The 13900-nt window shown below is 63.8% G+C and carries 11 protein-coding genes; 6 read left to right on the forward strand and 5 right to left on the reverse strand.

Annotation, left to right across the window (positions count from 1 at the left end):
* Positions 1-2: 2 nt before the first annotated feature.
* Positions 3-800, reverse strand: a complete 798-nt coding sequence (locus VXM67_RS05270) for a hydroxymethylpyrimidine/phosphomethylpyrimidine kinase (protein WP_023378562.1) — start codon at positions 798-800, stop codon at positions 3-5.
* A 265-nt stretch (positions 801-1065) separates the two neighbouring features.
* Between VXM67_RS05270 and VXM67_RS05275 the strand changes: the two genes are divergently transcribed.
* From VXM67_RS05275 to VXM67_RS05290, 4 genes are all read left to right on the forward strand, one after another.
* Positions 1066-3057, forward strand: a complete 1992-nt coding sequence (locus VXM67_RS05275) for a hybrid sensor histidine kinase/response regulator (protein WP_027907995.1) — start codon at positions 1066-1068, stop codon at positions 3055-3057.
* 102 nt (positions 3058-3159) lie between these two features.
* Positions 3160-4812, forward strand: coding sequence for an acyl-CoA dehydrogenase family protein (locus VXM67_RS05280; RefSeq protein ID WP_023378564.1), 1653 nt, complete (start codon positions 3160-3162; stop codon positions 4810-4812).
* Between the two features lie 936 nt (positions 4813-5748).
* Positions 5749-7212 (forward strand): AMP nucleosidase, encoded by a 1464-nt coding sequence (gene amn, locus VXM67_RS05285; RefSeq protein ID WP_023378565.1) that lies wholly within the window; start codon positions 5749-5751, stop codon positions 7210-7212.
* A 6-nt stretch (positions 7213-7218) separates the two neighbouring features.
* Complete coding sequence (locus VXM67_RS05290; RefSeq protein WP_027907996.1) at positions 7219-7854, forward strand: pseudouridine synthase; 636 nt, start codon at positions 7219-7221, stop codon at positions 7852-7854.
* A gap of 72 nt (positions 7855-7926) precedes the next feature.
* Here VXM67_RS05290 and VXM67_RS05295 read toward each other — a convergent pair whose 3' ends face one another.
* Together VXM67_RS05295 and VXM67_RS05300 are read right to left on the reverse strand one after the other, a co-directional pair.
* Positions 7927-8130 (reverse strand): DUF2788 domain-containing protein, encoded by a 204-nt coding sequence (locus VXM67_RS05295; protein ID WP_023378567.1) that lies wholly within the window; start codon positions 8128-8130, stop codon positions 7927-7929.
* A gap of 19 nt (positions 8131-8149) precedes the next feature.
* On the reverse strand, positions 8150-8626 hold the full coding sequence (locus VXM67_RS05300; protein WP_016712159.1) for an Lrp/AsnC family transcriptional regulator: 477 nt from the start codon (positions 8624-8626) through the stop codon (positions 8150-8152).
* A 395-nt stretch (positions 8627-9021) separates the two neighbouring features.
* On the opposite strand from VXM67_RS05300, the gene VXM67_RS05305 reads away from it, so the two are divergent.
* Positions 9022-9861 carry a DUF6515 family protein gene (locus VXM67_RS05305; protein ID WP_027907997.1) on the forward strand — a complete coding sequence of 280 codons (840 nt, stop codon included), beginning with the start codon at positions 9022-9024 and terminating at the stop codon, positions 9859-9861.
* A gap of 69 nt (positions 9862-9930) precedes the next feature.
* On the opposite strand, the gene VXM67_RS05310 is transcribed toward VXM67_RS05305, so the two are convergent.
* Both VXM67_RS05310 and VXM67_RS05315 read right to left on the reverse strand, forming a co-directional pair.
* Positions 9931-10800: a cation diffusion facilitator family transporter gene (locus tag VXM67_RS05310; RefSeq protein ID WP_023378569.1), complete on the reverse strand. Its 870-nt coding sequence runs from the start codon at positions 10798-10800 to the stop codon at positions 9931-9933.
* Between the two features lie 25 nt (positions 10801-10825).
* On the reverse strand, positions 10826-11245 hold the full coding sequence (locus VXM67_RS05315; protein WP_023378570.1) for a hypothetical protein: 420 nt from the start codon (positions 11243-11245) through the stop codon (positions 10826-10828).
* A gap of 118 nt (positions 11246-11363) precedes the next feature.
* On the opposite strand from VXM67_RS05315, the gene hrpB reads away from it, so the two are divergent.
* Positions 11364-13892, forward strand: a complete 2529-nt coding sequence (gene hrpB, locus VXM67_RS05320) for an ATP-dependent helicase HrpB (protein ID WP_104882211.1) — start codon at positions 11364-11366, stop codon at positions 13890-13892.
* Positions 13893-13900 lie beyond the last annotated feature (8 nt).

Consider the following 13900-nt stretch of genomic DNA (forward strand, 5'->3'; position numbering starts at 1 on the left):
TATCAGGAACAGAAGTCCAAGGGCAGGCGGCGCGGGACGAACTGGCCTTTGCCCAGTTGTTCGGCATCGCGCAGGGTTCGCCAGGTGTAGTCCAGGGCACTGCGTACGGCGCTCTGGAGCTGCTCGCCAAGTGCCAGGCGACCGGCTAGGGCACTGGCCAGCGTGCAGCCCGAACCATGGTAGCTGCCGGGCAGACGTTGGCAGGTCCAGGTGTGGCTCTGGCCGTCGCGGCTGTACAGGCGGTTATGGATTTCGTCTTCGTCACCGTGGCCACCGGTGATCAGTAGGTGTTTACAGAACGGCAACAGTTTTTCGGCACACTCGTCGGCGCTGCCGTCGGGCAGTTCGGCCAGAATGCGTGCTTCGGGTAGGTTTGGCGTGGCGATGGTGGCACGCGGCAGCAGGCGTTCGCGCAGGGCATAGCCGACCTCGTCCTTGCCCAGGCGGCCGCCGCCACCCGCGCGCAGCACGGGGTCGCAGACCAGCGGGAGGTGAGGGTGGGCGCTGAGCAGTTCGGCAACGGTGTCGACCATTTCGATCGACCCGAGCATGCCAAGCTTGACCGCAGCGACATCGGAGTCGGCCAGCACGGCGTTGGCCTGTGCCAGTACCCATTCGCGGTCGAGCACGCGGAAATCGGTAACGTTGACGGTATCCTGGACGGTCAGGGCTGTTACCGCGGGCGCGGCGTGACAGCCTTGGGCGATCAGGGCTTCGATATCTGCCTGCAGGCCGGCACCGCCACTGGGGTCGTGGCCGGAGAGACAGAGGACAACGGGGCGGGAGCTGTAGGTATTCATGGTCGGCGAGCTTACCACCAATCCCATTTGCGCGGATCGTCCTACAAACGCTATTTGTTGATCAATCGGTCAATTTATTGGTTTCGGATGTCTGCAAGCCATTGATCTAGAGCGGTTTCTTTAAAATATGAAGTGGCCCAATGCTATCGTTGAAGGCTATGCTAGAGTGCTCGGATAATTCGACTAACGGGTACTGCCGGGGTACGTCGTCTCAAAGGGATGGGGGGCAACCACGACGCGACCGGACAGGCCATGCTGGGGCTGTATGCGCTATTTGCTGATTGTGCTTCTGGGCTGGCTGCCCGTGCTGGCCGGTGCGGTCGAAATAACCGACGCGACCCGGCATCTCCCGCTTGGCAGGGTCATGCAGGTCTACGAGGACCGCGACGGCAGCGCCAGTATCGCTCAGGTCAGCGCACCTGCGTTCGCCAGCCGTTTCCGCCAGCATGGTCAGGACGTGCTCAATGCTGGTTACTCGACGTCGGTGTTCTGGCTCAAGTTCGACCTGCGTTACGCCGCTGCCCCGGGTGCGGCGCCGCGTCAGTGGCTTCTTGAACTGGCCTACCCGCCATTGGACCATCTCGAACTGTATCTGCCTGACGCCAGCGGAGCCTACCGCCTGGCCCAGCGTACCGGCGACGCGCTGCCTTACCACAGCCGGCAGATACGGCAGAACAACTACCTCTTCGAACTGCCCTTGCGCCCGGGCCAGGCGGTCACGGCCTATCTGCGCCTGCACAGCCAGGGCTCGGTCCAGGCCCCCTTGGCGCTGTGGTCGGCCGAAGCCTACATCGAAGAGCAACCTGCGCGTTTGTACGTGCTAGGGATCATCTACGGCGTTTTGCTGGTGATGCTGGTGTACAACCTGTTCATCTACCTGAGCGTTCGCGACGTCAGCTACCTCTATTACATTGCCTATATTGCGTCGTTCGGCTTGTATCAGGTATCGGTCAATGGCGCGGGCGTAGCCTACTTCTGGCCCGACAGCCCCTGGTGGGCGAATGCGGCGACGCCGATGTTCATTGGCGCTGCCGGCTTGTTCGGGTGCCAGTTCGCCCGGCATTTCCTGCAGTTGAGCAGTATTGCCCGTGGTTTCGACCGGCTGTTGCAACTGTTGATGCTGGGCGGTGCGCTGGTCATGGTGCTGGCAGTGAGCATGCCCTATGGCGTCGCCTTGCGCATGGCCACCTTGCTGGCGCTGGCGTTCACCGTGAGCATTTTCGCGGCGGGGCTTTATGCCTGGTGGCATGGCCTGCGGGTGGCGCGCTGGTTCATCATCGCCTGGTCGGCGTTCCTGCTCGGCGGCCTGGTCAACACCCTGATGGTGCTGGGCTATCTGCCGAATGTGTTCCTCACCATGTACGCCAGCCAGCTCGGCTCGGCCCTCGAGGTGGCGCTGCTGTCCTTGGCCCTGGCCGACCGGATCAACAGCCTGCGCGAGCAGCAGGCCAGCACGTTACGCGACACGGGGCGGACGTTGGAGCAATTGAACCAGCAACTGGCACGCAGTAACCGCCTGAAGGACGAGTTCCTGGCCACTGTGACCCACGAACTGCGCACGCCGATGAATGGTGTGATCGGTTCGCTTGAGTTGATGCACACGCTACCTATGGACGCGGAGATGGCTCAGTACCACCGGACGGCGGTGGGCTCGTCGCAGGACATGATGGACATGGTCGACGACATTCTCACCCTGACCGAACTCCAGGCCGGCCGCCTGCGTGTGCAAGGCACGCCGTTCAGCCTGCGGCGTCTGGTCCAGGACCTGCGGGCGGGCTACGCCGGGCGTGCGCTGGGCAAGGGTTTGTACCTGAGCCTGGACATTCCTGCAGAATTGCCTGACGCGCTGGTTGGGGACGCGCAGAAGCTGGCCCGCTGCCTGGGTTGCCTGGTGGATAACGGCCTCAAGTTCACCCACCAGGGGGGTGTCATGATTCAAGCCCGAGGCCGGCGTCTTGGCCCGGACAGCCTGTCGCTGACCTTCACGGTCAGCGACAGTGGCATCGGCTTCGATGACCTGGACCAGGCGATTCTCTACCAACGCTTCTTCCAGGTGGATGGCTCGATGACCCGACGTTATGGCGGCCTGGGTATCGGCTTGTCGATCTGCCGACAGTTGGGCGAGTTGCTCGGGGCCACGTTGTCCCACGAGTCGACGCGGGGGTTGGGTAGCCGATTCGAACTGACGCTGGAGGTGGCCATCGAGCAGGTGCAGATGCCTCCCGGGCGGACGGCCTCCGGGGCAACGCGGTTCTAGGTCATTCCGTCGCCGTCTGTTTAGTCATATTTGTCACTATGACTGCCTGGCAGGGAGTGCTTCACTGGGGTTTCAGGCTTGCCCGGATCCAGGAGCTCGACGATGAACCTGCACCAGTACGCTGAAACCCACGAAGTGACGAACCAGCCGCCCTCCCTGGATGGCGCCAACCTGTACCGTCTGGACCAGCCGCTACAGGAGTGGTCGCAGCGTTGCGGCGCGGGCTGGGCGGAGTCGCGGATCGACGCCTATGGCGCCCTGGCCGGCGGACCGCTGATGGCGGCTGGCTTTCTGGCCAATGCGCACAAGCCGGAGTTCAGCAGTCACGACCGTTATGGCCATCGGATCGACCTGGTGGAATTCCACCCCGCGTATCACGAGCTGATGCGCACGGCCGTCGAGCACGGGTTACCTTCACTGCCCTGGGCCGAACCACGCCCGGGCGCCCACGTGGCCAGAGCGTGCATGACCTACCTGCACAGCCAGGCCGAAGCCGGCACGGGCTGCCCGCTGACCATGACCTTCGCTGCGGTGCCGGCTTTGCGCGTGCAGCCGGAGCTGGCCGAGTACTGGTTACCGAAGATCCTGGCGCGGGAGTACGACCCACGAAACGTCGGTGACCGGCACAAGGCCGGGGTTACCCTTGGCATGGCCATGACGGAAAAACAGGGCGGCACCGACGTGCGTGCCAACACCACCCGGGCCTACCCGGTTGGCGCTTCCGGGCCCGGCCAGGCGTACGAGTTGGTCGGGCACAAATGGTTCTGTTCCGCGCCCATGTGCGATGCCTTCCTGACGCTGGCCCAGACGGAAAAGGGCCTGAGCTGTTTCCTGTTGCCCCGGCATCGGCCTGACGACAGTCGTAACCAGTTCTATATCCAGCGGCTGAAGAACAAGTTGGGCAACAGCTCGAATGCTTCGAGCGAAGTGGAGTTTCGTGGTGCCTTGGCGTGGATGATCGGTGAGGAGGGGCGGGGCGTGCCGACCATCATCGAGATGGTGGCCATGACCCGTTTCGACTGCATGGTGGGTTCCAGTGCCTTGATGCGGCAGGCGTTGACCCAGGCGGCCCATCATTGCGCGTATCGCAAGGTGGGTGGCCGGGTATTGAGCGAGCAGCCGTTGATGCAGAACGTGCTGGCTGACCTGGCCCTGGAAAGCGAGGCGGCGCTGGCCTTGAGCTTGCGCATGGGGCAGGCGCTCGATCAGTTGGACGATCCTCAGCAAGCGCACTTCGCGCGGTTGGTGACGGCGGTGGGCAAGTATTGGATCTGCAAGCGGGCGCCGGGGATGATCAACGAAGCGGCGGAGTGCCTTGGGGGCGCGGGTTATGTCGAGGAGAGCATCTTGCCCCGGCTGTACCGAGAGGCGCCGGTCAACTCGACTTGGGAGGGTTCTGGGAACGTGCAGTGTCTGGATGTGCTGCGGGCGTTGTCCAAGGAGCCGGGAGTGTTGGACGCTTTGTTCGCCGAGTTGGGCGATGGCCATGGTGACCCGCGGCTTGCAGCGCATATTGGCAATCTCAAGGGGGCTTTTGCCGACACCGGAGACATTCAATACCGCGCCCGGCAGTTGACCGAAGATATTGCGCTGGCGCTGCAGGCCAAATTGTTGCTGGAGGCAGGTAATACAGCGGTGAGTGATGCATTCATTGGCAGCCGGTTGTGCACGGGTGGCCGGGTGTATGGGGCGTTGCCCAGGGGTATTGATGTAGGAGCGCTCGTGGCGAGAGCTACGCCTGTTTGGTCAAATTGAGAAGCGCCTCATTTTGAGTTCTTGCTCTTGCTCTTGCTCTTGCTCTTGCTCTTGCTCTTGCTCTTGCTCTTGCTCTTGCTTTTGCTCTGCTTTTGCTTCTAATGCGCGATAGTCCAGACGCCACGAATTGCGACGTCAGGAGGCCGAGCGTAGGGCTTGCGGAGGGTGGTGACGGGCATGGATGCCCGTCAAGCGCTGCGGCCCAGGATGGGCCGTTCAGCGCGGTCCTCCCGGGAGCAAGACCGTAGCGAGGGGACCCCGAAGCGCAGCGTAGGGGCCGGATGATAGGAGCCAACGGTTTTGGTTACTTTGGCCACGACCAAAGTAACCCGCCGGAAGGGCGGAAAGGTGAATAGGCGCCTCCATGGCAAATGGATATTCACGCTATTTGAATGCCAGTACCAAGTATTCGCTTTGAGGTTTGAGGTTTGAAGTTTGGTATTTAGATTTATGAGCATATCCATTTGCCAAGGCGACGCTCAATCACCTTTCCGCTCTTACAGCGGGTCACTTTTTGGCAGACGCCCCAAAAAGTAACCAAAAAAGTCTGGCTCCTATCATCCGGCCCCTACGCTGCGCTCCGGGGTTCCCTCACTCCGGCCTTGCTCCGGGAGGACCGCGCTGAACGGCCCATCCTGGGCCGCAGCGCTTGACGGGCATCCATGCCCGTCACCTCCCTGCGCAAGGCCTGCGTTCGGCCTCCTGACGTCGCAATTCGTGGTGTCTGGACTATCGCGCACGAAAAGCCAGAGCAACAGCCAGAGCACAAGCCACAGCACAGCCAGAGCACAAGCCACAGCACAGCCAGAGCACAAGCCACAGCGACAGCCAGAGCGACAGCCAAGCCAGAGCGAGATACTCCTGATCAATGGGGATGTAATTACCCGCGAAGGTAGGCAAGATGACTCCCATGCATGTCCAGACAGGAAGCCCAGTGTGAGCCAAGCTTTTGTAGTCGTTGATACCCCCGAACAGGCCGTCGATCGTCTGGCGGCCTTGCATGAACAGGCCACCGGGGCCCTCAGCCAGGCCCTGAAGCTTTACCTGAAGGACCGTACCCAGCCCAATGACGACGAGCGGGCCTTGTTCCGCTACCCGGCCCTGCGCCTGACCTACTACAGCCATGGCGAAGTCGCCGCCACCACCCGGGCCTACGCCAAAGTCCAGGTAGCCGGCACCTACAGCGTTACCGTCACCCAACCCGCCGCGTTCAGAAGCTACCTCCTGGAACAGCTGCGCCCGCTGATGAGCGACTACACCGTAACGGTGGAAGTCGGTGTCAGCGAACAGAACATCCCATACCCCTACGTGGTCGACCAAGGCGACGAACTCGCCGGCAGCGGCATCACCGCCGCAGAACTCGCGCGGGTATTCCCCAGCACCGACCTGTCAGCCGCCACCGACAACATCGCTGACGGCCTGTGCGACTGGGGCAGCGCCGAAACCCTGCCGCTGGCGCTGTTCGACGCCGCCCGCGTCGACTTCTCGCTGCGCCGCCTGGTGCACTACACCGGCAGTGACTGGCGCCACATGCAGCCGTGGATCCTGCTGACCAACTACCACCGCTATGTCGACCAGTTCATCAGCCACGGCCTGGAGCAATTGCGCGAGGACCCACGCTTCGTACGCATGGTGTTGCCAGGCAATGTAGTGATCGAGAAGGGCATGGACCACGGTGAGGCCCAAGCGCTGGTCGCCAGCGTCGTCTGGCACCGTTACCAGATGCCGGCCTACCACCTCATCGCCGGCGATGGTGATGGCATCACCCTGGTCAACATCGGTGTCGGCCCGTCCAACGCCAAGAACATCACCGACCACCTGGCGGTGCTGCGCCCGCACTGCTGGCTGATGATCGGCCACTGTGGCGGCCTGCGACAGTCGCAGACCATCGGCGATTACGTGCTGGCCCACGCCTACATGCGCCGCGACGGTATCCTCGACCGGGTCGTGCCGCCGAACATTCCGATTCCGGCCCTGGCGGAAGTGCAACTGGCACTGCAGGAAGCCGCGGCGCAGGTGACCGGCGAGCGTGGCGAGGCCTTGAAGAAGCGCCTGCGCACCGGCACCGTGCTGACCTACGACGACCGCAACTGGGAGCTGCGTTGGGCCCAGGAGCGTCCGCTGATCAACCTGTCCCGCGCCGTGGCGGTGGACATGGAAAGCGGCACCATCGCCGCCCAGGGCTACCGCCTGCGTGTGCCGTACGGCACCTTGCTGTGTGTTTCGGATAAGCCGCTGCACAGCGAGATCAAATTGCCTGGCTCGGCCAATGCCTTCTACAACCGCGCCGTCAGTCAGCACCTCAAAATCGGCATCGCTGCCCTCGATCTGTTGCGTACCGAGCTCAATTCGTTGCACTCGCGTAAACTGCGCAGCTTCGATGAGCCGCCGTTCCGCTGAGGATCCATGCCCCTGCCACCCCGTTCCAAGCCGCGCCGTCCCTCGGCGCGGCCTGCCGGTCCACGTCGCCAACCCAAGGCGCCGCCGGCCGAGCCCCGCCTGATCCTGTTCAACAAGCCGTTCGACGTGCTGACCCAGTTCAGTGACGGCGAAGGGCGTGCCACCCTCAAGGACTACATCGACATCCCGGGCGTCTATCCAGCCGGGCGGCTGGATCGTGACAGTGAAGGCCTGCTGCTGCTGACCAACGACGGTGGACTGCAAGCGCGCATCGCCGATCCGAAGCACAAGTTGGCCAAAACCTATTGGGTGCAGGTCGAAGGCGAGCCGAGCGACGAGCAATTGCAGCGGCTGCGCGACGGCGTGGAACTCAACGACGGGCCCACCTTGCCAGCACAAGCGCGGCGCCTGGATGAGCCTGATCTGTGGCCGCGCAATCCGCCGGTGCGGTTTCGCAAGAGCGTGCCGACCAGTTGGCTGGAGCTGGTGATTCGCGAGGGGCGCAACCGCCAGGTGCGGCGGATGACGGCAGCGGTAGGGCTGCCTACCTTGCGTCTGGTGCGGGTACGTATTGGTGACTGGACCCTGGATGGCCTGGACCAGGGCTGCTGGCGCGAGGTGGCGCCAAAGCTCGTGCGCTAACCCAGCGCCGTCGGCAGGGGCAACACCGCCCCTGCAGGAGCTGGCTTGCCGGCGCTGAGCTCCGCCAAACCGCTAAACCCCCTCCAGAAACCCCACCACCACGCTCTTGATGATGAAGGCCAGTACACCCAGGCCCAACACGAAGAACAGAATCAGCGTACCAAAACGCCCCGCCTTGGATTTCTTGGCCAGGTCCCAGACGATGAAGCCCATGAAACCGATCAGCACGGTCACCAGGACGATCATCATCCACTCTTCAAATACAGCCGGATCCATCTGTTTTCTCCTGTTGCGATCAGCGCAGGTGGGTCAGCGGCATTTCGGTGCTGGCCAGCACCTGGTTGAGCACGAAGCTCGAACGCACGCTGGTGACGCCTTCGATACGGGTCAGGCTGCCTAGGAGCAACTTCTGGTAATGGTCCATGTCGGGCACCACGACCTTCAGTTGATAGTCAGCGTCCATTCCCGTGACCAGGCTGCATTCCAGCACCTGGGGCAGGTTGCGGATGGCGGCTTCGAAGGTTTCGAAACGCTCCGGGGTGTGACGGTCCATGCCGATCAATACATAGGCAGTCAGGCTCAGACCGAGTTTCTTGCGGTCGAGCAGGGCGACCTGGCGCGAGATATAGCCGTCGTCTTCCAGTTGCTTGACCCGACGCGAGCATGGGGAGGGCGAAAGACCGATACGTTCTGCCAGCTCCTGGTTGGAGATGCGTGCGTCACGCTGCAATTCGGCGAGGATGCTCAGGTCGTAGCGGTCAAGCTTGCTCATGGGAAAGGCCTTTTCTGTTCAGATTGCGATGAATTATCAATCCAGGGTGAAAAATTGCGCAAGTGCTATTTATCCGAGCAATCTTCGCAATCATCTGCTGCACCGTCTCCCGTATCGTTACTCACAGAATCACTGCCCGGACATGAGTCCACGGCGACGCGCCCTAGGCGGGCGGTCGCGGCCAGCCATCCAACAGGATCCGCCAGGCCCCCGGGCTACACACCGTCCAGAAGACGATGTGAGGTGAGCCGGTGCCACAAGCACCGAGCACGGACGACAATTCCCAAAGGGAGGCCCAGCGGCCTCCCTTTTTTCATGCCTGCGTTTTTCATCTGCCCTTGCCATGGGCGCGGTAGACTGGCGGCCAGTGCAGTGCATTCACCGAGAGGAACAACATGAAGTCGCGCATCTGGCAGTTGGCAGGTGTTGGTGTGTTGGGGCTGGGCATCAGCTTGGGCGCTTTGGCCCAAGGGCCGGGCGAGGGCTATGGCGGTCAGGGCGACACCCCCCAGCAAGGCGCCAATGGTGGCGCCCCAGGCCGTGCGCTCAACTCGCGCGACGAAGTGCGTCAAACTCAACCTGCGCGACAGGGTTACTACCAGGACATCCCGCGTCGCAATGGCGAGGTGCGTTCGTGGGAGGCGGGTGGCCCAGGTCAGCGGCCTGGGGGCGACTGGCATGGGCGTCCGGACGGGCATGGCAATGGCTGGGGGCCTGGGCCGCAGTACCGCCCTGGGCATACGGTAGACCGCTTCCCCGACCGTTACTGGAAGGTGCCCTACCGTGGGCAGGATTACTTCTACTCGGGCGGTTACTGGTATCGCCCTCATGGGGGCCGCTATATCGTGGTGACCCCGCCGTATGGTGTGCGGGTCGATTACCTGCCGCCTTACGCCCGCGAAGTATGGCTGGGCGGGGCGTTGTTCTTCCTGGTGGCCGATACCTATTACCAGTACCTGGCCGACAGCCGCGAATATGTAGTGGTCAACCCGCCTGTGGCCAGGCCTGCACCGGTAGTGCCCGCCGCCAACGGTTATGACGTGGTGGCCTACCCGATGTATGGCCAGGGGCAGGAGCAGCAGGATCAGGATCGCTACCAGTGCCACCGCTGGGCCGTAAGCCAGTCGGGGTTCGACCCCGCGAACGCCAGCTATGCGCCCGCCGCCAACGTGGCGGACACCTACCGACGTGCGCTGGGCGCTTGTCTGAGTGGGCGGGGATACAGCATCAACTGAGGCTGTGTGTCGCCTGGATAGACCCTATCGCCGGCCAGCCGGCTGCCGCACCCGTTGGCGATAGGGGGCTCAGACAGGGTCCGCATGCACCATCACATCCGCCTTCGGATACCGCTGGCGGATCGCCGCAGATGCTGCCACGCACAATGCATGTGCCTCGTGCAGCGGCAGTTCCCCGGGCAGCTCCAGATGCAGTTGCACGAACCATTGGTTGCCTGACATACGCGTGCGCAGGTCATGCACGCCTTTTACCCCAGGCACCGCCAGCACTTGTTCGGCCATGCCTTCGGCGACATCCGCAGGCAGCTCCTGGTCCATGAGGATCGCCGTGCTCTCCCGGGCAATCTGCAGCGCGCTCCAAAGGATGTATACCGCGATGCCGAGGCCGAACAGCGCATCCACTTGTGGCCAGCCGAAGCGGGCCAGCACCAGGGCCAGCAGGATGCTGCCATTGAGCAGCAGGTCAGAGCGGTAGTGCAGCGAATCGGCGCGTACGGCCGTGGAGCCGGTCAGGCGGATGACCTTGTGCTGCAAGGCCAGCAACGCCACGGTCAGTACCAGCGACAGCAACATCACGGCGATGCCGATGCTGGTGTCGCCCAGAGGCTGCGGTGTCTGCAGGCGCTCGACCGCTTGCACCGCGATCAGCACCGCGCTGCCACCGATGAACAATGCCTGGGCCATGCCGGCCAGGGCTTCGGCCTTGCCATGGCCGAAACGGTGGTCGTCATCGGCCGGGCGCAAGGCGTAGTGCACGGCCAGCAGGTTGAGGAACGAGGCGACGGCGTCCAGCGCCGAGTCGGTCAAGCCCGCCAGCAGGCTCACCGAGCCGCTGAGCCACCAGGCGACCGCCTTGCTCAGGACCAGGATGCTGGCCACGGCCAATGAGGCGCGGGTAGCCAGGCGCAGCAGGCGTTGGTGTTCAGCCGGGGTGATCATGCCGGAGGCGATGTCCTTGTGTGGTTCAGGCGGCCGGGACCAGGCCGTAAGCGGCCAGTTGCTCGACGCTGCCACGGTGCTGGATCAAGCGCGGGTCGTTCAGCGGCAAGCGCTGGCCCAGCTCGCTTTCGAGAATGGCCTGCAGCTTGAGGTTGTCGACCTTGCCGTCGGGCGTGACGGCTTGGCGCAGTTTCTCCGGCGCGACCTGGGCCGTGGTGCCGCCGGGGTAATAGATGGCACCGGTGGCGAAGTCCACGCCGAAGGCGATCAGGCCAGGAATGACATAGAACAGGATACCGATGGCATCGAGCGCGGCGACCACAGGGTCGATCTTGCCTTCGATCTGGCCGCGACGGTCAGGGTAGAACAGCGTGCCACAGGCCGTCAGCTGGGTCAGCAGGGTGGCGATGAGTACGCTGCCAATGACGCGGGAAGGGATACGCATGTGAATCTCCGAAAAAGGTGTACTGCAAGGCTAGGCGTTACGCCAGCACCTGATGCTAAGACCATGATAGAGCAGGCTCGGTTCGCCGTTATACTCGGACGATTGTTCGAGGACCACCATGATTTCATTACCAATCGATGCTGTCTTGCCCGCCCTGCGCCGGGCGCTGGAAAACCGTGACGAAGCGGTGCTAGAAGCGCCTCCCGGTGCGGGCAAGACCACCCGGGTACCCTTGGCGTTGCTGGACGAACCTTGGCTGGCCGGCCAGACCATCCTCATGCTCGAACCCCGTCGCCTGGCCGCCCGTGCGGCGGCCGAGCGCCTGGCCAGCGAGCTGGGCGAGAAGGTCGGGGAAACCGTGGGCTACCGCATCCGGCTGGACAGCAAGGTGGGCCCCCATACCCGCATCGAAGTGGTCACCGAAGGTATCCTCACGCGGCGCCTGCAGGCTGACCCGGCGCTGGACGGGGTGGGCTTGCTGATTTTCGACGAGTTCCACGAACGCAGCCTGGACGCCGACCTGGCCCTGGCGCTGAGCCTCAGCGGCCGCGAACTGCTGCGCGACGAGCCGCCGCTGAAGATCCTGCTGATGTCCGCGACCTTGGAAGGCGAACGCTTGTCGCGGCTGCTGGACGATGCGCCGGTGGTCAGCAGCGAGGGTCGCATGCACCCTGTGGATATCCATTGGGGGCGCCCGTTCCAACCCGGTGAATTCATCGAGCCACGGGTTGTGGACAGTGTGCTCCAGGCCTTGGCGGACCAGACCGGCAGCCTGTTGGTGTTCCTGCCCGGTCAGGCCGAGATTCGACGTGTCAACCAGAGCCTTCGCGATGCCCTCGGCGAACGTCCCGAGATCCTGCTGTGCCCATTGCACGGCGAACTCGACCTCAACGCCCAGCGTGCGGCCATCGACCCTGCGCCCAAAGGCCAGCGCAAGGTGGTGCTGGCCACCAATATCGCTGAAACCAGTCTGACCATCGACGGTGTGCGCGTGGTCATCGACGCCGGCCTGGCACGCGTCCCGCGTTTCGACCCAGGCAGTGGCATGACGCGCCTGGACACGCAGCGCATCTCGCGGGCCAGTGCCACCCAACGTGCCGGGCGGGCTGGACGTCTGGAGCCGGGGGTGTGCTACCGACTGTGGTCCGAAGCCCAGCACGACCAGCTGGCGGCCCACGGCAGTGCCGAAATTCTTCAGGCCGACCTGGCAGGCCTGGCCCTGCAACTGGCGCGATGGGGGGTTGAACCAGGGCAACTGCGCTGGCTCGACCAGCCGCCGACTGCTGCGTTCGCTCAAGCCCGGGACCTGCTGGCACGGCTGGGCGCGTTCAAGCCGGGCAGCCGCGATCATCTCAGCGAGCACGGCCAGGCCATGGCCGAGCTGCCTGCCCACCCGCGCATTGCGCACCTGCTGTTGCGCGGGCAGAGCCTGGGGTTGGCCGACATGGCCTGCGATGTCGCCGCCTTGCTGGGCGAGCGCGATATCCAACGCGGGGCTGGCGCCGACTTGCACAGCCGACTGGCGCTGGTCAGCGGCGAGGCCAAGGCCGGTCGTGACAGCCAAGGGGGCGTGCAGCGTGCGCGCCAGCTGGCCCGTCAGTACCGGGGGCTGTTGCGCGGCAAGGCCGCAGCGGCGGTTACCGACCCTGACCATCCTCGTTGGCTCGGTGCGCTGTTGGCGCTGGCCTATCCCGATCGGGTCGCTCAGCAGCGCCGCGAGGGCGGTGCCGAGTATCGCCTGGCCAATGGCCGCGCAGCGCTGTTCGCCGAGGTCGATGCTCTGATGAAGTGTCCATGGCTGGTGATCGCCGACCTGGGCAGCCGTCAGGGGCAGCGGGAAGAGCGCATCTACCTGGCGGCCGAGTTCGACCCGGCGCTGTTGGACGGCGTGCTGGCCGAGCAGGTCGATGTCCTCGATATTCTTGACTGGGACGAGCGGGAGAACGTTTTGCGTGCCGAGCGTCAGCGCAAAGTGGGCGAACTGGTACTCAGTCGCGAACCCTTGCCTGGTTTGGATGAAGAGGCGCGAACCAAGGCCCTGCTCGGTTTGGTGCGACGCAAAGGCCTCAACCTGCTGACCTGGACGCCGGAACTGCGCCAGTGGCAGGCGCGTATTGCGTTGTTGCGCCAGCTCGATCTCGCGCAGGACGGCCAAAGCGAATGGCCTGATCTGAGCGACGAGGCATTGTTGGCGAGCCTCGATGTCTGGCTGCAGCCGTACCTGGGCAACGTGTCGCGGCTGAGCCATTTTGCCGCGCTGGATGTGTCCTCGATCCTGCGCAACCTGCTGCCCTGGCCGTTGCCGCAACGTCTGGATGAGCTGGCGCCGCAATCGCTGACAGTGCCTTCGGGTTCGAACATCAGGCTCGATTACAGCGAGTACCCGCCGATTCTCGCCGTGCGCCTGCAAGAGCTTTTTGGCTTGGCGGATACGCCACGTCTTGCGCAAGGACGCCTGCAGGTGAAGCTGCACTTGCTGTCACCCGCGCGCCGACCGGTGCAGGTCACTCAGGATCTGGCCAACTTCTGGCGCACGACCTATGCCGAAGTGAAGAAAGACTTGAAAGGACGTTACCCGAAGCACTACTGGCCGGATGACCCGCTGGTGGCCGAGGCCACGGCGCGGGCCAAACCACGCGGCACGTGACAGCGCCG

Source organism: Pseudomonas sp. Rh2 (genome assembly GCF_040762985.1).
GTDB classification, from domain to species: domain Bacteria; phylum Pseudomonadota; class Gammaproteobacteria; order Pseudomonadales; family Pseudomonadaceae; genus Aquipseudomonas; species Aquipseudomonas taiwanensis.